Genomic DNA, 21,813 nt, shown 5'->3' on the forward strand with positions numbered 1-21,813 from the left:
GGTTACTCCTCCCCTCTAAGCTCGCGGCGGCTGGGCAGACGAACCGCGAACGATGCATTCTGTCGGGTGTCGGTCGCCTTCAAAAAGGCGAGCATGCCCCATGCCGACAGCATGGACGAACCGCCGTTGGATACGAACGGCAGCGTAACGCCGGTGAACGGCAGAATATCGACCGCACCGAATACATTCAGACAGGTCTGGAACACCAGCAGACTGGTGGCCGCGCATGCGGCGATGGTGTAAAAGCTGGAGCGTCCGGCGCGGCAGGCGCGCACCGCGAACACAGCCAGCGTAATGATGCACAGGATGGTCAGCACGGCAATGACGAGCCCCCATTCCTCACAAAGCATGCCGAACACGATATCGGTATCCGCGGCAGGGAGATTCGAGAGCCAGCCCTTGCCTGCGCCTACGCCGATCATGCCGCCGGAGGCGGCTGCGGTCAGCGTATGCGTCTGCTGGAAGCCCTTGTCGTACACATCCTCCCAGATATGTCCCCAGGAGGCAAATCGTGCGGCAACGTGCGGCTTGATGGTCAGCATGACCATGCCCGCGCCGAAGCAGCCGGCGCACACAAGGCCGATGGTGGCGAAATCGCCCGAACGCAGGTACGCGATGACAAGGAACGTCACGAAGAACACAAGCGCGGTGCCGAAGTCGTTCTGCAGCGCGAGACAGCCGCCGCAGATGGCGGTCAGGCCGATGAACATCCACAGGTTGCGCTTGTTGAACAGGCGGTCGAGCGTTGCTGCGCCGGCAAAAATATAGCAGATTTTCGCAATTTCCGAGGTCTGCAGAGACAGAGGACCGAGACGCAGCCATGCCTTCGCGCCGCCCTGCGACGAGCCGATCAGCAGTGTAATAGCCAGCAGTCCGACTGCCGTTGCGCTCATAAACCAGCGCACCTTCTGCGCCCGGGTCAGGTCACGCAGGAAGAAGCCGAGCACGATAAAGATGGCAAGACCCATCAAAATCGCAATCAGCTGCTTGGGCAGCTCGTCCGGCACGGTCGAGCCGGTGACGGCGAGTGACAGCGTACATAGGAAGAACGCTATCGTCTCCATTTCAAAGCCGATGCGGCGGAACAGGCGCATGACGATGAAATACGCCCAGCAGATTACCGTAAAGACAAAAAAGGTGAGCGGAATGGTGGTGGTTGCCTTGTCGCCCTGTGCGATAATGAGCTGCAGACCGGTGAGGATCTGGAACAGCGTCAGCAGTACGAGCGAACCCCACATGCCGGCAGGCTTGCCCTCAATGCGGCGTTCGACCATCTGTGTGCGCTTCTCCTCAGCGGTAATGGGCTCCATGATAGCGGGAATACCCGCAAAGGTGACCGTGTCGCCGTCTTCGACGAGCGCATACTCGTCCACCGACAGGTCGTTTACCTTGATGCCGCCCTTGGAACCGAGGTCGTATATCGTCCAGCTGCCGTCATCCTCGCGGATGAGCGCGGCGTGCTGACGCGATACCGACGGATATTCCAGCTGCACATCGCAGCTGGGTGCGCGTCCGATGATGTTCTCCCAGTGGGTGATGGGCAGGCGCACGCCGTTGCGCAGCACCAGATAGCCCCAGACCTCATCCGGGTGCTTGACCTTCCACAGCGAGCGGATCGCACCGACAAGGATCATCAGCGCAAGCAGCGGGAACACAAAGCGCACAACGGTCGTGTACCACGCCCCGATGAGCGGTTTTTCCGCCAGCAGAGCCGTCAGCCTGTCGAGAAGCTGCTGCAAAGCATCATTCATGTAAATTTCCTCCTTTCGAGGGATGCTGTTGATTACTTGGATTTACCAATAATACTACCAGTATAGCCTATCTATTATAGCATAGGTTGTCAAGAAATTTGCTGTTTTTCACAAACTTTCACGAATATCTTGATTGACATTGACAGAATGTTGTCACGGTGTTACACTGAATTCATAAACTACATACGCGACAAACGAAGTTTGCAGGAAAAAGCCGCGCGGGCAACTGCCCATGGCTTGCCGAAGGAGCAAAACTCTCAGGTGTCCGGTTTTCCGGATGAGGACTGTAAATGGATGTGGCTCTGGAGAACGTTCCTCAAGGGGACTGCCGAAGGTGCAACGCGCGCAAAGGGGTTTGCGTGCCAATCTCTCAGGCAAAAGGACAGAGATGAACCTGTTTTTATAGACGTTAGGATATAAAAATAAGTTCCGCGGAACCACAGCAAATGTTTTCTCACGGTGCAGGGTGTACCGTCTGTTTGCTGTCTTTCCGTTTCTTTGGAGCCGTAACCCGATGCTGATTGGGTTCGGCTTTTTTGTTTGCCGCAAAACAAAGAAGGGGTATGTAAAATGACAATGGAAGTATTGGCAGACTGGGTAAGCAAGGTCAGCAACGTCGTATGGAACGGCCTGCTGCTGTACCTGCTGGTTGGCACCGGCATCGTGTTTACCATCCGCACGCGCTTCGTTCAGGTGCGCAAGTTCGGCGCAGGCTGGAAGCATCTGTTCGGCCATTTCTCGCTTAACGGTGAGAAGGCGGGCAAGGACGGCATGAGTCCGTTCCAGGCGCTGACGACCGCAATCGCGGCGCAGGTCGGCACCGGCAACATTGCAGGCGCGGCTACCGCACTGTATTCCGGCGGCCCGGGTGCGATTTTCTGGATGTGGCTGAGTGCGTTCTTCGGCATGTCCACCATCTACGGCGAGGCGGTTCTCGCGCAGAAGTACAAGACTACGGACGACAAGGGCCACGTTACCGGCGGTCCGATCTACTACATCCGCGCACGCTTTACCGGTAAATTCGGCAAGTTCCTCGCCGGCTTTTTCTCGATTGCAATTATTTTCGCGCTGGGCTTCACCGGCAACATGGTACAGGCAAACTCGATCAGCGTAGCGTTCAACACCGCGTTCGGCGCACCGATGATCGTTGTCGGCATCATCTGTGCGATCATTGCAGCGTTCATCTTCCTCGGCGGCGTTGGCCGTATTGCGGCTGTTACCGAGAAGGTCGTTCCGATCATGGCAATGTTCTACATGCTGGGCTGTGTTGTCATTCTGTGCATCAACCACGCGGCAATCATTCCGGCGTTCAAGTCCATCTTTGTTGCAGCATTTGACCCGCAGGCTATCCTCGGCGGCGCTGCAGGCATCACGGTTCGTCAGGCAATGCGCTACGGCGTTGCACGCGGTCTGTTCTCCAACGAGGCTGGCATGGGTTCCACGCCGCACGCGCACGCGCTCGCTAAGGTAAAGCGTCCGCAGGATCAGGGCGAGATCGCTATCGTTTCCGTATTCATCGACACCTTTGTTGTACTGACGCTGACCGCTATGGTCATCCTGACCTCGGGTATGCTCAATCCGGGCGCACCGGACGGTCTGCAGGGCACCGAGCTGGCACAGGCAGCCTTCAAGGCTTCCCTCGGCTCGGCGGGCATGATCTTTGTTGCGATCTGCATGCTGTTCTTTGCGTTCTCTACCATCATCGGCTGGTATTTCTTCGGTGAGCAGAACGTAAAGGCAATGTTCGGCAGCAAGGCAGTCAAGGTATATGCCGCTATCGTTGTTGTCTGCATCGTGATCGGCTCCGCACTGCATGTTGATCTGGTCTGGAACCTGTCCGACCTGTTCAACGGCCTGATGGTATTCCCGAACCTGATCGCGCTGTTGGCGCTGTCCGGTCTGGTTGCCAAAGCGGCCCACGATAAGGACATTATGAAGTAAGCTGTCGCGGAACGACACGGTTTGTGCAGAAATCGGTTCCGCACTGTATCGTTTGATAGAAAATGCACCGCAGTTTTGCGGTGCATTTTTTGCAGACACCGAAAAAACACTGGTTTTCGCGTTCGCAGTACCGTATAATAGGGGAGTACCGCGGGAACATTTTCATATTCCACCCGTTCAGGATATAAGGCAACACCGCATAATTAAAGCTGCGGCGCTTTGCGGAAATTTTACGCTCTGATGTCGTTGCGGATTTTTGCAATACACAAAGTATTGCTGCAAACCCGCGCCTAATCAGAATGCGAAATTTACTCGCAAATCGCTCTTGTTCAATGATGCGGTATTGCCTAAAAAGGAGAATTTCACATGAAAAAACGTACATTTTTGCTTTTTGGCCTGTTGGCGATGCTGGTTCTGACCGCCTGCGGCGGTAAATCGGGCGCGCAGACCTCGACGGATGATGCCACCGACACGAGCGATAACTCGCAGCAGACGACTGCTGAGGAGACCGCACAGCCCATCGGTCAGCACCATGCACAAATCACCATCAAGGACCACGGCACGATTGACATCGAACTGGACGGCGATGCAGCGCCTATCTCAGTTCAGAATTTTATGGACCTTGCAAACGACGGCTTTTATGACGGACTGACCTTTCACCGCATTATTACCGGCTTTATGATGCAGGGCGGCGACCCGCTGGGCAACGGCACCGGCGGCTCGGAGAACACCATCAAGGGCGAGTTTTCGGATAACGGCGTGGAGAACAAGCTGTCGCACACGCGCGGTGCGGTTTCGATGGCACGCTCAAGCAATCCGGACAGCGCATCCTCGCAGTTCTTCATCGTTCAGCAGGACAGCACCTATCTTGACGGTCAGTACGCCTGCTTCGGCTATGTGACCAAGGGCATGGATGTAGTGGATGAAATCTGCGATAATACGCCGGTCGAGGACGATAACGGCACGGTTAAGACGGAAAATCAGCCGGTTATTGAGAGCATTAAGATTATCGACTGACTGTGCAAAGCGTAAAGAGTTGAGGGTGAAGATTGGAGAGTAAGTTTCGGTTTTCCTCTTAACATAATAAAGCACCCCCTCTGTCAGACTGTATATCATACGGTCTGACAGAGGGGGTGCAGTTCCATCCCGGACTGTACACAGGATTCGGGATGTTTTTTTACTTCGCTGTTAATATTTCAGATGCTGTTCCGAAGGATTTCATCTTTTCGGTAAACTGGAATTTACCGAGATAACACCACTTTTTTCAGTCGGCCAGGATTTCCTGAGAGCTGCATAGGAAACCAGGAAGTTGGCAAGCCAGCCTGCTGGCACGGCAAGCCAGACAAATGCAATACCAAAACGCGGTGCACAGATCAACGCCACGGACAAGCGAATCGCAAGGTTTACCATATTGGCAATGAGGAACGGCCGCATGATTCCGAGTCCGCGAAGAACGCCATCGGTCGCCATTTTGATGCCCATAAAGACAAAGAAGAAACCAATCCATCTCATATAATCCCCGGACACCTGATAAGCCAGGGCGGTTCCGTCTTTTCCAAGGAACAGCGAGGAAATCTGCGTGTGCAGCGTTTCAATGACAAGGAAGGCAAGAACAGCAAAACATACATCCAGCACCAATGCTGCGCGGTAGCCTTTTTTGATGCGCTCGGTTTTGTTTGCGCCAAGGTTCTGGGAAACATACGGCGAAACCGCATTGCCGATGGACACAAAAATCAGAGAAAAGACGTTCTCCACCCGCATCGTCGCCGCGTATCCCGCGAGTGCCTGTGTGCCGAAGGGATTTACCACCGCCTGTACGATCATCATACCGATGGATACGGTAGACTGCTGAAGAACCGATGGAACAGCAATCTGAAGCATCGAACGCAGCTCCTGCCCGTCAAACCAGACAAAGCTGCTCTTATACCGCCGCATCCGATAAAAGAAAATCAAAAGTGAAAACACAGCCGAAATGCCCTGCGCAATCAGCGTTGCAAGCGCCGCACCGAACACGCCAAGTCCCAGACCGGCTACCATCCAAAGATCCAGCACAATATTCAGGATTGATGAAAAGATCAGCAGTCCCAACGGAATTTTTGATTCACCAATGGAAGTGAACATGGTAGAAAGAATATTGTACATGAACAAAAACGGAAAACCTACGAAATAGACCCGCAGATACAGTACTGCCTCCTTCAGAATATCGGCAGGGGTCTGTAATCCGCTCATCATCGCATGGGAAAAGCAAAAGCCAAAGACGCCAAGGATGATACTCAGAAGTAAAAAGCTGATCAGGGAGGTAGATACAATGGTTTTCATTTTACCATATTCTCTGGCGCCGAAATAACGGCTTACGAGCACGCCGGCACCGACACCGGCACCCAGCGCCACACAAATGAAAACATTGGTCAGGGCAGCGCAGGCGCCGACCGCCGCAAGAGCGGAGGAGCCGACAAACTGACCAACGATGATGGAGTCGGCCATATTATATATCTGCTGAAAAAAGCTGCCGAGAATCATCGGCATGGCAAAAACCGTCAGCGCTTTCAGTGGCGCATCGGTAATCAAATACTCATCTTTTGACATGATCATTTTCCTCCACAATTTCCGGCTTTTTATTAGAAAGTACGAGCATAGCAAGTGCGATCGGTATAATGATTAGTTCTGTAATCGAAAGCACCGCAGGAATTTCTCTAAACAAGAAAAAGCCAAATACCATTGCTGCAGCCGGTTCACAGGAACACAGAATGGATGCCTTTCCCGCCTCCATATAATCCGGTGTTGCCTTAAGGAATCCGCTTTGTCCGTTTTGACCTTGCGGATAGAACCGACCGGTTTTCTATGCAGGAGAGCCTCCTGCCCGATTGGCTATATCAAACCGGACAGCACGGCTGTTATCCAATCCGATAATACCTTTTCATAAAATCCAGAAAGTGAATAGCCTGCTCGGACATACGCCGTATGGACGGATACACAATGTACAGCCGGCGCAGGAACGCTGACCGTCCGAGGGGGAACAGCAGCAGGCGTCCCTGCTGTGCATCGGTCTGCACAGTTGCGCGCGACAGAATGGAAATGCCCATGCCAAGTGCGATGCAACGCTTGAGCGCTGCCGCGTCATCCATGACGGCAATGACATTCAGTTCATCAAGCGACAGGCCGTGATTCTGGAGGAAATACAGTGTTTCCTGCTTGGTGCCCGAGTTGTCCTCGCGCAGCAGGAACGGTTCGCGCAGGAGCGCTGTCAGCGGGTCCGACTGGCTTTGATAGGCACGGAAATGCGGTGTGTTCGGTGCGGCGATTACCAGCTCGTCCGAGGTGACCGGCAGAAATTCGCAGTTGGCCTCTGCGGTCTTTGTGCCGACCAGACCGATATCGCAGGTGCTGTCTGCGACCTTGCTTATCACATCCAGACTGTCCGAGCAGCTGGTGCGGAACCGGATCTCCGGGGCCTTCTCGTGGTACGCTGCCAGCAGCTCGGGCAGCAGATATAGCGACGGCACGGACGATACGCCGATATGCAGCATGGTTTCCTGCTCGTTGGACAGCTCCAGAATGGCTTTGTGCCGCAAATCGAGGATTTCTGCGGCATAATTATACAGCGTCTGACCGGCCGGTGTCACCGAGAGCGTTTTTGTCGTACGCTTGAGCAGCTGTGTATGCAGCTCCTTTTCCAGATTGCAGATGTGCGCGCTGACGGTCGGCTGCGACAGATACAGCTTCTGTGCAGCAAGTGAAAAACTGCGGTACTTCACGGTATAGACATAGGCTTCCAGCTGACGAATATCCATGGGCGGCATTCCTTTCGTTTTCTCCATTATAGCTGTATTTATAGATTATATCAATAGATTCAATCAAATTATCAATAGAATCAATTTCACATTGAAAACACCGCATGATATACTGAATACAGCATAAAATTCCCTCATTTCACAAAAAAGGAGAAAATCATGAAACTGTTTGACAAGACATGGAAGCTGGCGGTGTCCGGTGCGGTGATCGGGCTGCTGGTGATGCTTCTGGCAATTTACGGAAATCCTGCCAACATGGCGATCTGTGTTGCCTGCTTCGTCCGCGATATGGCGGGCGCGCTCAAGCTGCACACTGCGGCTCCGGTGCAGTATTTCCGTCCGGAGGTCGTCGGCTTTGTCTGCGGCTCGTTCCTGCTGGCGCTGCTGACCAAGGAGTATAAGTCCACCGCCGGTTCCTCGCCGATGGTGCGTTTTATTCTGGGCGCTGCGATGATGATTGGCGCCCTCGTATTCCTCGGCTGTCCGCTCCGAATGGTGCTGCGCATGGCCGCCGGTGACTTGAATGCGTGGGTCGCGCTTATCGGCTTTGCAGGCGGTGTAGCGACCGGCTCGTTCTTTCTCAAGAAGGGTTTCTCACTCGGCCGTGCGTATGAGGCCAAGCCGGTCGGCGGTGCCGTTCTGCCGGTTGTGCTGGCGGCGCTGCTCGTAATCGGCGTAGCGACCGGCGCTTACGCGGTCAGCACCGAGGGCCCGGGCAGCAAGCATGCGCCGATCATCCTTTCTCTGGTGGTTGCGCTCATCATCGGTGCGCTCGCGCAGAAGAGCCGTATGTGCTTTGCAGGCAGCATCCGCGACATCATTCTGATGAAGAACTTCGACCTGATCAGCATTATCGCGGCCCTGTTTGCAGTGATGGCAGTCTACAATGCGGCAACCGGCAGCTTCCACCTCGGTTTTTCCGGTCAGCCGATCGCGCATTCCCAGCACCTGTGGAACATTCTTGGCATGTATGTTGTAGGCTTTGCGGCTGTGCTGGCTGGCGGCTGCCCGCTGCGTCAGCTCATTCTGGCAGGTCAGGGTTCGTCTGACAGCGCGGTCACCTTCCTCGGTATGTTGATCGGTGCGGCATTCGCGCATAACTTCGGTCTGGTCGGCGCGGCTGCCAAGGCGGCAACCGAAACCGAGCCTGCAGTCGCAGGCGGTCCGGCGGCAGCCGGCAAAATCGCCGTGATCGTCTGCATTATCGTGCTGTTTGTCATTGCGGGCACCAATCTGCGCCGCAAAAAGACAGCAAAGTAAGTCGGAAAAGGAGAATGTGCAATGGCTGAATATGTTGAAGTAGATGTTCGCGGTCTGTCCTGTCCGGAGCCGGTTCTGCTGGCGATGGACGCGATGCAGGATCACCCGGGGAAGCTGATCCGTGTGCTCGGTGACGAGGCACACACCCGCAAGAATATCGAGAAAATGCTCGAGTATGAGAACAAGTCCGGTCAGACGACCGTGCGTCCGGACGGGTGCTTCGAGATCGTTTTTCAGGCGTAATGCGAGAGAAAAAGCCGTATCAGGTGCTCACCTTCCACACCACCGATGCTGCCATGGAGATGGAGTCATTCTGCAAGCAGAACGGTATTGCCGGCCGGCTGGTGCCGGTACCGCGCAGATTGTCCGCCGGATGCGGCATCGCGTGGCGCATGGAAGCCGAAGTTTACGCGCAGTATCAGACGGTTATCGCGGACTGCGGGATTGAGATCGAGCAGAGCGAGGCGTTTGTGTTTTAAGTAACCATAAAGCGGCATGACTTTGATGCAAGTCATGCCGCTTTTCTGTTTATTTGTTTTCGGTTTTCACGATTTTCTTTATAAAATGACATTGAGGAAATCCTGTGCAGCCCCAGAATTTTTCGCCGATATGTGTGCCGCGTCTGGCCTCCCGCATGACAAGCGGCTTGCCGCACTTCGGACAGCATTTTCCCTCCGACGGCGCAGGTGCAGGCCGCTCGGCGGCAGGCTGGTCTTCCAGCTCCTCCTGCTTGAATTTTTCGATATAGGTGATTGGCATTTCAATGTGCATCAGCAGATACCGCTCACCCATCTCCTTCAAATCTTTCAAGGAAGAAGCCGATTCCTTGGACGCCTTATTCACTCGTTTTATCGTTTCAATCAACTGGTCTGCTCGAATGACCTGTTCCTTGACCTCTTTCTTCGCATATCGGTCGTTGACAACAGTTTTCGGGTTGGCAAGCACGACTAATCCCCTAAAAAAGTCCTTAAACAAGTAATTCTTCCATGCGGCAAGGAGTTTGCCGTCATTTTCGCTCCTTCGTTCCTTGAGCACCTGCAAATGCCGCTGATTCTGCGTAATCGGCGAATAAATTCCCTCTTTATAGTACCGACCGCTGCAGCGAATTGTGCGGATAAAATCGCCCTTGCTGTTGATCTCGATATTGCCGAACAGATTTTTGCACTCCAACACAAAGTTAATCTTTGGAGTCAGTACCAGAAAGTCAATCTGTGCCGAGGCACCGGACACGCTTTCAATATACAAATCGTGCAGCACAACCATATCCATACCGCTGTTTTTCAGCTCAAACAGAATATTATCCTCACCGATAATGCCGGCTTTCACCACGGCAATCTCTTTTGCGATTTTTTTCGCGTTTTCTCCGGTTGCCTTTTCCGCCAGCTCTTCCAGCTGCCGCAGATACTCCTTTGCGTTGCTGGATTCTTTCGCAATCACAACCTCCGGTTTTGAAAACAGTCCCATGTTTATCCCTCGTGTTTCTCTTTTTCCTGCGATTTTCGCTTGTATAATTTTAGTATACCATATAGGAGAAACGAGGAAAAGTTCCGTCCTCAAATTTATCCACAGGTTTGTGCATATCTTCGTGGATATTTCCGCAGGCACGCAGAAGCCGCAGACTTTCGTCTGCGGCTTCGGAGGCTGTCGAAAAACTAACGTTTTCCGAGCAGCCTCTCGCTCGAAACCACGCTTTCGAGCGAAATCGAAGAAAAACCGCGCCCTGACGGGCACATTTTTTCTTCCCTTGTATAAATTCCGAGATACACAAGGTGAATTGCCGCATAGCGGCAAGAGAGGGTGGTCTGGACCATGCTCCCGGAATTTATGAATTTGCTTCGCAAATTCTATTTGATGCGTGCTACCGCACGAAACGCAAAACGCCAATCTGATTTTTTGACAGACAGAAGCCGCAGACTTTCGTCTGCGGCTTCGTTTACGTTTACCTGGCCCTGCTAATCTCCGTTGCCTTTCTCAGCACAATCTGCGCTGTGTATGTTTATGATGCGGATTGCAGCGGCAGTTACCCGTGGGTGTTATTTTCCGTCGTTTGCAATCGCGGTATCAATATTCTCCTGCAGCTGCTTCATGCTGCTTTCGTTCGTGATGCCGCCGAGTACCGGTTTACCGACGATTTTTCCGTTCCGGTCGATAACATAGGTGGTCGGGAATGCCGTGGTGTTCAGTGCAAACTGACCGGCCTCGCTGCCGGATGCAAAGGTGATGTTGCGGTAGGATGCCCCCTTGGTCTGCAGAATCTGTTTTGCGGTGGCAATGGCATCCGCATTGTCATCGAGCGTTTCTGTATTGATGCCGATAACCTCGCCGCCCTGAGCCTTGACGGTCTGATTCAGCTTGTCCAGATCACCAAGTTCGGCCACGCACGGCTTGCAGCCGCTGAACCAGAAATTCACGACCGTAAACGCGTTGTCAGCGAACAAGCTGCTGTCCACGGCGTTGCCGTCCAGGTCTTTGCCCTCGAAAGCGGGGAACGTGCTGTCGTCGGATGCGGTGGTGCCTTCCTCGGGCGGAAGTTCCTGCAGCTGGTCCTCCAGCTTGCGGACCTTGGCGGCATCGTCGGTCAGCGTCTTGTAGTCCTCGTCCGAGAGCTGGTCCTTGACGTTTTTAATCGCAAGATCGAGTACATCAGCGTAGTTGGTGCTCTGGGTGCTCTGCGACAGATTGTCCTTGTCGAGCGAATTCAGAGCCGTTGTCCACAGTTCCTGGTGCTGGTCGAGGATGGCGTTTTCCTCCGCTATCAGCTCGGAGACGGTTTTTGCCGGTTTGCCGCAGGCGGATGCGCCGAGCAGCAGGCTTACGGACAGGGCAAATGCGATCAGTCGATTCTTTTTCATTAGATAGTTTCTCCTTTGTCAGTCGTTTGGGTTTTATCGCCCAGACCGTAGCGGTAGCAGATAGCACCGGTCGGGCAGGCTTTCATGCACATGCCGCAGCGGATGCACTCGGCATGATTGGGGTTTTTCGTGATATCCACATCCATTTTGCAGGCTTTGGCACACGCGCCGCAGGATACGCACTTATGCGTATCCACCTGCATTTGGAACAGTGAAACGCGGTTCAGCAGGGCATAAAAGGCGCCGAGCGGGCACAGCCATTTGCAGAATGGACGGTAAAACAGAATACTGCACACGATAACGGTCAGCAGAACGGCTGCTTTCCATGTAAACAGCGCGCCGAGCGCGGAACGAATACCGGAATTGACCGCCGACAGCGGTAATGCGCCCTCGAGTACGCCCTGCGGACACAGGTACTTGCAGAAGAACGGATCGCCCATGCCGAGTTCGTTTGTGACAAGTGCGGGCAGCAGCACCACCATGATCAGCAGCACCGCATATTTTACATAGCGGAGCGGCTTCAGCCTTTTGGTGGACAGCTTTGGCGAGGGGATTTTGTGCAGCAGCTCCTGAAACCAACCGAATGGGCACAGAAAACCGCAGATGAACCGTCCGAGCAGGACACCGAATAAAATCAGGATTCCGGTGATATAATAGGAAAATTTAAACTTTGATGAGCCGATCACCGCTTGAAACGCGCCAATCGGACACGCGCCGGTTGCACCGGGGCAGGAATAGCAGTTGAGTCCGGGCACGCAGACGGTCTTGCCGCTTCCCTGATATAGTTTGCCCTGTACAAAATTCGGCAGGTGGATATTGGTCAGCAGGGTGGCTGCCGCCTGTATCCAGCCGCGAAAGCGGGCTAAAAAGGGGATTTTTTTCTTATCCAATGCCAACACACTCCATACACAGGCGGATCGCCTTTGATAATACGGTTTCGGCTTCGCCGAGGCGGATGCCCAGAAGGATCATCGCAATAGCACTCAGCAGCAGCACCAGCTGAGCGGCGGTTTTGTAACGCGGCATAGTCGTGCTCCTCTCACAGTTGTTGTAAACAGTATACAGCGGACGACATAAAATCTTTGTTAACAGGCTGGAAATGCGGAAAATTTTTTGTGAGAGTGCCATACAGTCTGTCGATAAAGTCAATTTTTCGAGAATACAGTGTTTCGCGCGGAAGCGCGCATAAAATAGAATTTGCGAAGCAAGTTCAGAGGCTGCTCGGAAAAATGAAGTTTTTTGACAGTTTCATTAACACAAACTTTATCCGTATCTGCTATAATAAAGGTAACGAAACGGCAAGGAGGAAGGACCATGCGTCTTTTGGTGATAGAGGATGAGCGCGATCTGTGTGAGGACATTGCAAAAAAACTGCGTCTGTCCGGCTATGAGGCGGATATCTGCTTTGACGGAGAAGCGGCGCTGGAGCTGCTGGCGGTAGAGAAATACGATCTGGTGCTGCTCGACTTGAATCTGCCTAAGGTGGACGGTATGACGGTGCTGCGTACTCTGCGGGAGCATGATCAGGAGACCGGCGTGCTCATCCTGTCGGCGCGCAGTGAAATATCCGACAAGGTTGACGGACTGGATGCCGGTGCGAACGATTATCTGTCCAAACCGTTCCATTTAGAGGAACTGGAAGCGCGTGTGCGCAGCCTGACGCGCCGCCGATTTGTGCAGCAGGACGTGTGCCTGCGGTGCGGCGGGCTGACGTTTGATACCCGCAGCCGCACGGCCACGGCAGCCGGACAGACGCTTTCGCTCACGCGCAAGGAGAGCGGCATTCTGGAATATCTGCTGCTCAACCGCGGCAGGCCCGTCAGCCAGGAGGAGCTGATCGAGCATGTGTGGGACAGCAGCGTGGACAGCTTCAGCAACTCCATCCGTGTGCATATCTCCATGCTGCGGAAAAAACTGCGTGCGGCACTGGGATACGACCCGATCCGCAACAAGATCGGTCAGGGCTACGAGATAGGAGCGGGCGAATGAGCAAACGAATTTCTGTCCAGTGGCGCATTACGATATTGACCGCGCTGCTCATCGCAGCGGCGTGTGTGAGCCTGAATTTGCTGCTGTTTTACTCAGGCTCGGGCAGCATGGATGCGCTGAACGGCTTTGTGGTGGAATACAAGACGGAAAACCAGCAGGAAATGACCATTCAGATACCCAAAGAGAATATGCAGGCATTTTTCAGTGACTTTTCGCAGCAGGTCAATGAAGAAAAGGTGCGTTTTGAGCGCATAGGCTGGTACATCACCGCACTGGTGACACTGCTGAGTGCCATTATCGCGTATTTCTTCAGCGGAAAGGCTTTGAAGCCGCTGAAGGATTTTGCACAGCAGACCGAACAAATCAACGAAGAAAGCCTGACGGACACCCGTCTGCCGGAGGATACGACTGCCGAGTTCCGGCAGCTGAGCGAGTCGGTGAACGGCATGCTGGACCGGCTGGCGCAGTCGTTCGATGCACAGCGGCAGTTTACGGGCAACGCCGCCCATGAGCTGCGGACACCGCTGGCGCTGATGCAGACAAGGCTGGAGCTCTTTGCGGCGGAACATCGGCAGATGAGCGAAGAAACTGCGAAATTGCTGCATTTTCAGCAGGAGCAGGTTGAGCGCCTGAGTGCGCTTGTGCGTACCCTGCTTGAGATGAGCGACCTGCGGTCGGTGCCGCGCACCGACCGTATCGACCTTGCACCGATGGTTGAGGAGGTGTTGGTCGATTTGACACCGCTGGCACAGAAAAACGGTATTACACTGACGCAAGCAGGCGAAAACGTGCAGCTTGTCGGCAGTGATGTGCTGCTGTATCGGCTGCTGTTCAATTTGACAGAGAACGCGATCAAGTACAACCGCACGGGCGGTTCGGTGGAAGTATCTGTCGAGCGGGAAGGCGGTCAGGCGGCAATCCGCGTGCGCGATACCGGCCCGGGCATTGCCGAGGAGTACCGGGACAGCATCTTTCAGCCGTTTTTCCGCGTGGATAAGTCGCGCAGCCGCGCAATGGGCGGCGTGGGACTGGGACTGGCGCTCGTGCAGGAGATTGTCCGGCTGCATGGCGGCACAGTGCGCGTTGAACAGAGCGCAGATACGGGAACGACTATTCTGGTAACACTGCCGGTTGGAAAAGCGGCTTGACGCGCAAATTTAGGGCATATATGCACGCTGCCTTAACAGCATACACGGTTTACACCCGCTCTGAAATCCCGTATAATTTAGACAGTATAACGGACAGGAGAGCACATTACAGTATTCGGAGGTGCGCCATGCCAAAATCGAAATGGAATCTGAACACGATCTACATATCCGAGCGACTGCAGGAGAGCCTGCGGCCAATCTCGCGCTGTGCCATGACGACCGTGGTTGCCCCCATGGGCTACGGCAAAACGACGGCGGTGGAGTGGTATCTCGCGGAACGTGCCAGAGCCGAAGCGCCGTACATTGTGCGCATCAGTGTGTACTCGGGCAATCTTGCGATTTTCTGGAAAAGTGTGCAGGATGCCTTTGCGCGTGCAGGCTTTGCCTTTCTGCGGGAGTACGACTGTCCGACCGACGGAGCCAGCGGCGGACTTCTGATCGACGATCTGTGTCATGCGCTGACCGGTGAGAAGTCCTGCTATATTTTTATTGACGATTTTCACCTGCTGACCGACAAGCGCGCACCCGGATTCCTGTGTGCGCTGGCCGGACGGCTGCCGCCTAATGTTCATCTGATTTTAGCCAGCCGTGACCTGTTTCTGCCGGCGGCAGAGCTTGTCCGACTGGGCGGAAAGGTGTACCAGATCGGCACGGCGCAGCTTCGGCTTAACCATACCGAGCTGGCGGTCTACACCAATCGGTGCGGAACCGCGCTTTCCGACGAGCAGATAGATACGCTGCTGTATTACAGCGAGGGATGGTTCTCGGCGGTTTATCTGAATCTGCGGATGTTTTCCGAGCACGGTGTGCTGCCGGACCCGAATTCGGATATTTCATCCATCTTTACGGCTGCGATGATCGATCCGCTGCCCGAAAAGCAGCGGGAATTTCTTGCGGTGATGGGACTTGCCGACGAATTCACGGTCGAAATGGCACAGTTCGTCATGGCAGACGCGCACGCCGAGGACCTGCTTGCCGCGCTGACCGGTCAGAATGCGTTTGTCAAGCGTCTGCCGGACGGCGCGACCTACCGGTTTCATCACATGATGAAGGAATGCGCACTGCACACCTTCCTGTCCATGCCGAAGGAACGGCAGACCGTCTACCGCGGGCGGCTCGGCATCTGGTATGAGGATCACCGGCTGTATCTGCATGCCATGACCGAGTACCGGCAAAACGGCGATTACGATGCGATGCTGCGCACGCTGCAGAAGGATGCAGGCATTCTGCTTTCCTCGCTGCACCCGAAGGCAGTGCTGGCAGCGCTGGACGAATGCCCGGCAGCTGTGCTCAAAAGTCATCCGCTGGCGATTCTGGTGCTTATGCGGAGTATGTTCAACTGGCGCAATATCCCGAAAATGCTGGAGCTGAAGGAGCTGCTGCTGACGGCGATTTCCGAAAATACAGCACTTTCCACACAGGAAAAAGGCGATTTGCGGGGAGAATGCGACCTGATCATGAGTTTTCTCTGCTACAACGATATCAGCGCCATGAGCCGCCTGCACCGGAGTGCCAGCGCGCAGATGTCGCGGAAGGCGATCAGCATCCAGTCCGGCGGCGGCTGGACCTTCGGTTCACCGTCCGTGCTGATGATGTTTTACCGCGCACCGGGCGAGCTGCAGAGCGAGCTTGCCGAGATGGACGAGTGCATGCCGCACTATTATAAAATCACCGGCAATCACGGTCAGGGTGCCGAGACCATCATGCGTGCCGAGGCGGCGTTCCTGCAGGGACGCTTGACGGATGCACATATCGAACTCGAAAGCGCGTGCGCCCGGATTCAGGACAACGGGCAGGCCAATATGGCGCTGTGCTGTGATTTTCTGGCGTGGCGGCTGTCGCTGTTTGCGGAGATGAAGTATCACTGCACGCTTGCTGAGCGGCACGCGGAGCTGCTGCGGCAGCACAATGCTTCCTGGCTGAACCTATGGAACGCGATTGCGGCGTATTATTACGCTTTGCTTGGAAAAACCGATAAAATTCCGGAGGTTTTCCGTGCGCACAGGCTTTCAACCGTGCATACACTTGCACCGGGCAAGCCGATGATCGAGATGATCGAAAATCAGGTCGGTCTGGCACAGGGCGACTACGCCCGTGTTGTCGGCCGGAGCGAAAGGCTGCTTGCTGTGTGCGAAGGCATGCACTATGCACTGGTTGCGATGCATATCCGAATCCAGACGGCAGCGGCGTATGAAATGCTGGGTAAGCATGCGGAGGCACAGGCGCAGCTCGATCGGGCACTGACCGATGCGGAACCGGACGGCTTTGTCATCCCGTTTGCGGAGAATTATCGCTATCTCAAGCCATTGCTGGCAGAGCGGCTGCAAACCGGAACGGTTGCACAGATCATCGAACTGGGAGAAGCCGCAGAGCGGCGAAAGGCCGGATTTGACCGTCCGGAAGCCCTGTCTGCGCTGACCGAGCGGGAATATGAGATTGTCCGGCTGATGGCACAGCGGCTGAACAACCGCGAGATCGCGGAAAAGCTGTATCTGTCCGAGGGCAGTATCCGGCAGTATGTGAATCAAATCTACACCAAGCTGCAGATAGAGGGAGAGCCGCGTGCGAAGCGCAAGCTGCTGCTCGACCTGCTTGCGGATAAAAACTAACAACTTGTGAATGGTTTTTTGGAAAGGTTCACCGTATCCTATAGGTACGGTGAACCTTTTATTTTGTGTAGGCGAGAGGAGGTACGCATTTGGACCGGAAATACATTCAGTCAGTCAAACCGCTGACCGACCACGTTCTGCAGGTCGATTTTATCTCCGGCAGCCGCCTGCTGCTGGATATGAAGCCCTATCTGGATAAATTCCGATTCCGGTCATTTTCCGACCCGCAGGTGTGGAACAGCGCGGTGACAAACGGCATTTTTGTCCGCTTTGGCGATGTGGAGATGAGCCATAACGAGCTGTTTTCCATGGCCGAGCAGGAACACCACAGAAAAGGAGGAAAATGGTATGAGTAAAAAGCAGATGATACGACGGCGAGGGCTGAGCGCATTTCTGGCGGTGGTAATGTGTATAGGGATGCTGCCCCCAACAGCCGGGGCAGCCGTGACGGCAAAAAACGACTGGGAGATCTTTGATGCCTCGGACACCTACAATCTGCCGGGCACACAGGAGCAGATTTTGCAGGAGATGATCAAGAGCCCCGAATTTGCGGAGCAGTGGGCGGGCATTGCAAACAATGTTTTGCCAAAAACGTACTATAACGACAACAATGAACACGGCTATCATGAGCCGTATACCGCTCTGACTGCGGCAGATTACGCAAAGGTACAGTATACATCCAAGGGCCTGCGGGATGCTGTCAGCAGCGTCGTTGACCAGAGTGCGATTTTGAGCGGCTCGGGTGTTTTGAACAGCCTTCCGGAAGAAGAAACCCCGGTTTATTATGTCTCTACCAGAGCGGAGAAGGAACGCGATGACCATCACTCTTATGTAAGTACCGGCTACGGCTACTATGTGCAGGCGTTCTACGACTTTGAAATTCAGGGTATTGCGAATCGGTTTGAAACGCCTTCCATCGAGACGGATGACACAACGGCGTCGCTCGAACAGAAGGGCTACCGGTTTAATCTGGGCGGCAGCTCGGACAGCTACAAGGTAACGGCAGAAAACCGCAACGACTTTGAAAACACGGTCGAGAAGAGCTATACCTATGAAAAGAGCACCACTACCTCGACTACGGTCTCCAATACCTATTCGCAGAACTGGACCGAGGAGACCACGGTAGGCGTTGAATTCAGCGTGCCCGTTCTGGCCGCGCTTTCGCCCACTGCCAAGGTAGAGCAGAGCTTTTCCTACTCCTACGGCATGGAAAAGACCTACGAGAGCAGCAAGGAGGAGTCCTACGCGCAGTCTATTACGGATACCATCTCCGTACCGCTGCCGGCACATACGGGCATTGACATCAATATCGATGTGACCGACCTGCAAACGACCATCCCCTATACCGGCGCGGTGTACATCAAATATAAGACCATGATTCTCTCAGCTACCGGTTATCATGTAACCAAAGTGAATGGCACCAGTGCAGATAGATGGAAAGGACAGGAGTTTAAGCAGTATACCTTCGGTCGGAACGGCAGAAGTGCAATCGAGGATCTGGATGCACGCATCCAGAACCGGGATGTCTCCGGCTACGACCCCGATGGTCTGGATATGAACACCCTGTATCAGGGCGAATTCAAGACGGCAGCCGATCAGCTGTGCTCCGGTCAGCCGGTTGCGCCGTACTTCGGTTCGTTCCACTACACCTCCAAGAACACTGTCATCACCCCGCAGAAGGTGTACCCAATCTATGCACTCGATCGTCTGGTGCCTGATACCGAACAGGTTTCTCTGTACGAGCAGCAAAGCCTGCGTCTGGACAGCATCAAGGTCGAGGCGAAGAATGAACACGACGTGGACTGGTACGGCTTCAATCCCCGCCTGAGCGGCGAATGGACGGTCGTGGACGAAGGTCTGAACGACGCTTCGGAGTATGCCGAGGTCACGACAAACCGCAACGGCTACCCCGTCCTCAATGCGCTCAAGCCGAATGACGGAGCACAGCTGTTCCTGCGCTATCAGCCGAAGGATACGATCGAAACAACGGATGATTTCAACAGCGAGCTGATTGAACTGACCATCCTGCCGGTTGTGCTTTCCTCGGTTACGGTAGAGGGCAGCTTTGAGCCGTTCTACTTCAATGACGGCAGCAACACCGCCGACGTTAAGGGTCTGACCGTGGCCGCTAAGGACGAGGACGGCAACGATTTTGATGTAACCGGCAAGGTCAAGTGGTATGCAGAAGCAAACGATGACATTACGGTTGACGAAACCACGGGCAGCATCGAGTTTACCGCGCCGGGAACCTATCAGATTTATGCCGTAGTGAACGGCACGGAATCCAACCGTGTACCGCTGCAGGTTCTGCCCGAGCGGCAGCTCGATACGTTGACCGTAAACGGCACGATTCCCGATCTGATCTATAACGACGATACGGCGAACACCTTTGACCTGAGCACGCTCGATGTGGAGGCCAAGGATCAGTACGGCGAGGACATGACGCTCCAAGATGACCGGTTCGAGTGGCGGCTTGTCTCGGATAAGGGCTATGCCGAAATCAGCGGCAGCGTAATCACCGGTCTTGTAGTCGGCACGGATACGGTTACCCTGTATTATCCGGTCGGACAGGACGAGCAGGGCGAAACGGTCTATCGGACGGCACAGCCGCTGCCCGTACAGGTGACGGCAAAGCCGTATCTGAATGAGCTGTATTATAATGACGGCGCTCCCGCCGCAGTAGAGGGCGCAGAGTATGATCTGTCCCGCATTCCGCTGCTGGCGCGCGATCAGCACGGCAATCCCTGTGGAATTCCGTCGGACATCGAGTGGACGCTGGCAGACACCAATCAGACCAATGCCACGATTGAAAACGGAAAACTGCTCGTTGCGGTTGGCAGTGTCCCGGATGCCTCCTATGCGGATGTGATTCTGGAAGCCTCCTCTGCCTCTGCCGGCAAGACTGCAAAGAATGTCGTTGTTAAGGTCGAGCAGCAGCCGACCCTCAAGACAATCCGCGCCGACATGAAGGACGGTTTTGTCCTGCGGCTGGATGAAAATGCGGTTCTTGCAGATCAGTTTACCGCTGCCGGATACGATCAGTATGGCAGAGAAATGACCGGCGGCAGCTTTGAATGGGTTACCTCCAAGCCGGATGTGGTTTCGCTCGAAAACGGAACGCTCAAGGCACTGAAAGAAGATTCTACCGAGATCTATGCCCGTTTCGGCGACATCGAGAGTAACCACATTACGCTGACGGTCAATGCCCCGAGACGGCTGACTGCGATCACCGCAGACGGAATTCCATCGTCCGTTCGGAAAAACACTACGCTGGATCTGTCTGCAGCTAAGGTAACGACGTTCGATCAGTTCGGCAAGGCCTTTACTCCGGAAGAGCTGGCGGCCTATCCGGCTTCTGTACGATGGACGATGGAAAAGAATGATACGCACGCCGTTATCAGCGGAAATACACTCAGCTTCGGTGATCAGGATGGCACGATGACCCTGATCTGTGCTGCGGTCAACGCAGACACCAATGTGATCGTGGAAAAGAAGATCATCATTCGCATCACAGACTCCACCTCCGGCGGCGGCTCGTCCGGCGGCGGTGGTGGCGGCGGAGGCGGCGGCTTCTCCGCACCCAGCTATTCGGTATCTGTAGATGATGTAAAGCACGGCACTGTCACCGTATCTCCCAAATCCGCATCCAAGGGCGACACTGTGATCATCACGGCAACCCCCGACAAGGGCTACGTCCTCGAAAGCCTGACCGTGCTGGACAAGGACGGCAAGGCGCTCGAACTGACCGACAAGGGCAGCGGCAAGTACACCTTCGTCATGCCGGCGGGCAAGGTCACGGTGAAGGCGGTCTTTATGGACGACAACACCATGCTCAACTTCTTCACCGATGTGCACGCGGAGGATTATTACTATGACGCAGTCCTCTGGGCGGCGCAGAAGGGCATTACCGGCGGCATGAGCGACACGCTGTTCGCTCCGAACGCTGCCTGCCCCAGAGCGCAGATTGTAACCTTCCTGTGGCGCGCGGCAGGCTCGCCCGAGCCGAAGAGCACAAACCATCCGTTTGCGGATGTGCCTTCCGGCAGCTATTACGAAAAGGCAGTTCTGTGGGCGGTTGAGAACGGCATTACCGAGGGCACGAGTGATACAACGTTTGCACCCGGCACCATCTGCACGAGAGCACAAGGCGCAGCGCTCCTGTACCGTGCGGCAGGCAGTCCGGCGGTCAGCGGCAGTGCGGCCTTCACCGATGTACCTGCCGATGCATACTACGCTGATGCGGCAGCATGGGCAGAGCAGAAGGGCATCACCGACGGCATCGGAAACGGTCTGTTCGGTCCGCATAACAACTGCACGAGAGCACAGATTGTCACGTTCCTGTACAGACTGTACGGCAGCAAATAAGCAAATCAACTGATGGAAAGCGGCGGCAGGGGAATACCCCTGCCGCCGTCTGTTTACCGATTTTTTGCCGCCATCTCACGCTGCGGAGCGAGCTGCATTCCCGGACA

General features: G+C 54.7%; 17 protein-coding genes and 1 riboswitch. Of the genes, 10 read left to right on the plus strand and 7 right to left on the minus strand.

What is annotated here, in order from left to right; genetic code table 11:
* Window positions 1-2: 2 nt before the first annotated feature.
* Window positions 3-1,751 carry an FtsW/RodA/SpoVE family cell cycle protein gene (locus DW724_RS10710; RefSeq protein WP_118761456.1) on the minus strand — a complete coding sequence of 583 codons (1,749 nt, stop codon included), beginning with the start codon at window positions 1,749-1,751 and terminating at the stop codon, window positions 3-5.
* A gap of 292 nt (window positions 1,752-2,043) precedes the next feature.
* A riboswitch (glycine riboswitch) is annotated at window positions 2,044-2,147 on the plus strand.
* Window positions 2,148-2,327: 180 nt separating this feature from the next.
* Here DW724_RS10710 and DW724_RS10715 point away from each other — a divergent pair.
* Window positions 2,328-3,692 (plus strand): alanine/glycine:cation symporter family protein, encoded by a 1,365-nt coding sequence (locus tag DW724_RS10715; RefSeq protein WP_118761508.1) that lies wholly within the window; start codon window positions 2,328-2,330, stop codon window positions 3,690-3,692.
* A gap of 366 nt (window positions 3,693-4,058) precedes the next feature.
* Window positions 4,059-4,709: a peptidylprolyl isomerase gene (locus DW724_RS10720; protein ID WP_116705310.1), complete on the plus strand. Its 651-nt coding sequence runs from the start codon at window positions 4,059-4,061 to the stop codon at window positions 4,707-4,709.
* 201 nt (window positions 4,710-4,910) lie between these two features.
* On the opposite strand, the gene DW724_RS10725 is transcribed toward DW724_RS10720, so the two are convergent.
* On the minus strand, window positions 4,911-6,284 hold the full coding sequence (locus DW724_RS10725; RefSeq protein ID WP_442861280.1) for an MATE family efflux transporter: 1,374 nt from the start codon (window positions 6,282-6,284) through the stop codon (window positions 4,911-4,913).
* Between the two features lie 302 nt (window positions 6,285-6,586).
* Window positions 6,587-7,483, minus strand: coding sequence for a selenium metabolism-associated LysR family transcriptional regulator (locus DW724_RS10735; RefSeq protein ID WP_158580277.1), 897 nt, complete (start codon window positions 7,481-7,483; stop codon window positions 6,587-6,589).
* Between the two features lie 159 nt (window positions 7,484-7,642).
* On the opposite strand from DW724_RS10735, the gene yedE reads away from it, so the two are divergent.
* From yedE to DW724_RS10750, 3 genes are read left to right on the plus strand one after another with little or no spacing between them, the layout of a single operon-like run.
* Complete coding sequence (yedE, locus tag DW724_RS10740; RefSeq protein ID WP_118761459.1) at window positions 7,643-8,743, plus strand: YedE family putative selenium transporter; 1,101 nt, start codon at window positions 7,643-7,645, stop codon at window positions 8,741-8,743.
* A 21-nt stretch (window positions 8,744-8,764) separates the two neighbouring features.
* Entirely contained in the window at window positions 8,765-8,986 is a 222-nt protein-coding gene (locus DW724_RS10745; protein WP_118284744.1) for a sulfurtransferase TusA family protein, read from the plus strand.
* Window positions 8,986-9,222, plus strand: coding sequence for a DUF3343 domain-containing protein (locus DW724_RS10750; RefSeq protein ID WP_110435623.1), 237 nt, complete (start codon window positions 8,986-8,988; stop codon window positions 9,220-9,222). Before DW724_RS10745 ends, DW724_RS10750 begins: the two co-directional genes overlap by 1 nt.
* Window positions 9,223-9,271: 49 nt before the next feature.
* On the opposite strand, the gene DW724_RS10755 is transcribed toward DW724_RS10750, so the two are convergent.
* The 4 genes from DW724_RS10755 to DW724_RS10770 form a co-directional block, all read right to left on the minus strand.
* Window positions 9,272-10,207, minus strand: a complete 936-nt coding sequence (locus DW724_RS10755; RefSeq protein ID WP_118761460.1) for a nuclease-related domain-containing protein — start codon at window positions 10,205-10,207, stop codon at window positions 9,272-9,274.
* 569 nt (window positions 10,208-10,776) lie between these two features.
* Entirely contained in the window at window positions 10,777-11,595 is an 819-nt protein-coding gene (locus DW724_RS10760) for a TlpA family protein disulfide reductase (RefSeq protein ID WP_118761461.1), read from the minus strand.
* Window positions 11,595-12,485, minus strand: a complete 891-nt coding sequence (locus tag DW724_RS10765; RefSeq protein WP_243105737.1) for a 4Fe-4S binding protein — start codon at window positions 12,483-12,485, stop codon at window positions 11,595-11,597. Before DW724_RS10765 ends, DW724_RS10760 begins: the two co-directional genes overlap by 1 nt.
* Complete coding sequence (locus DW724_RS10770; RefSeq protein ID WP_117490152.1) at window positions 12,478-12,621, minus strand: CD1871A family CXXC motif-containing protein; 144 nt, start codon at window positions 12,619-12,621, stop codon at window positions 12,478-12,480. Before DW724_RS10770 ends, DW724_RS10765 begins: the two co-directional genes overlap by 8 nt.
* A 288-nt stretch (window positions 12,622-12,909) precedes the next feature.
* On the opposite strand from DW724_RS10770, the gene DW724_RS10775 reads away from it, so the two are divergent.
* The 5 genes from DW724_RS10775 to DW724_RS10795 all read left to right on the plus strand — a co-directional run bounded on the left by DW724_RS10775 (window position 12,910) and on the right by DW724_RS10795 (window position 21,706).
* Entirely contained in the window at window positions 12,910-13,584 is a 675-nt protein-coding gene (locus DW724_RS10775; protein WP_118761463.1) for a response regulator transcription factor, read from the plus strand.
* On the plus strand, window positions 13,581-14,732 hold the full coding sequence (locus tag DW724_RS10780; RefSeq protein ID WP_118761464.1) for a sensor histidine kinase: 1,152 nt from the start codon (window positions 13,581-13,583) through the stop codon (window positions 14,730-14,732). Before DW724_RS10775 ends, DW724_RS10780 begins: the two co-directional genes overlap by 4 nt.
* 128 nt (window positions 14,733-14,860) lie before the next feature.
* Window positions 14,861-17,341, plus strand: a complete 2,481-nt coding sequence (locus tag DW724_RS10785; RefSeq protein WP_118761465.1) for a LuxR C-terminal-related transcriptional regulator — start codon at window positions 14,861-14,863, stop codon at window positions 17,339-17,341.
* Window positions 17,342-17,430: 89 nt separating this feature from the next.
* The gene (locus tag DW724_RS10790) at window positions 17,431-17,697 is read left to right on the plus strand and encodes a hypothetical protein (protein WP_117490145.1); all 267 of its coding nucleotides are present in this window, start codon (window positions 17,431-17,433) and stop codon (window positions 17,695-17,697) included.
* Window positions 17,690-21,706, plus strand: a complete 4,017-nt coding sequence (locus DW724_RS10795; RefSeq protein ID WP_118761466.1) for an S-layer homology domain-containing protein — start codon at window positions 17,690-17,692, stop codon at window positions 21,704-21,706. Before DW724_RS10790 ends, DW724_RS10795 begins: the two co-directional genes overlap by 8 nt.
* The last annotated feature ends 107 nt before the right edge of the window (window positions 21,707-21,813 follow it).

The sequence above is a fragment of the Butyricicoccus sp. AM27-36 genome (assembly GCF_003480945.1).
GTDB classification, from domain to species: Bacteria; Bacillota; Clostridia; order Oscillospirales; family Butyricicoccaceae; genus Agathobaculum; species Agathobaculum butyriciproducens.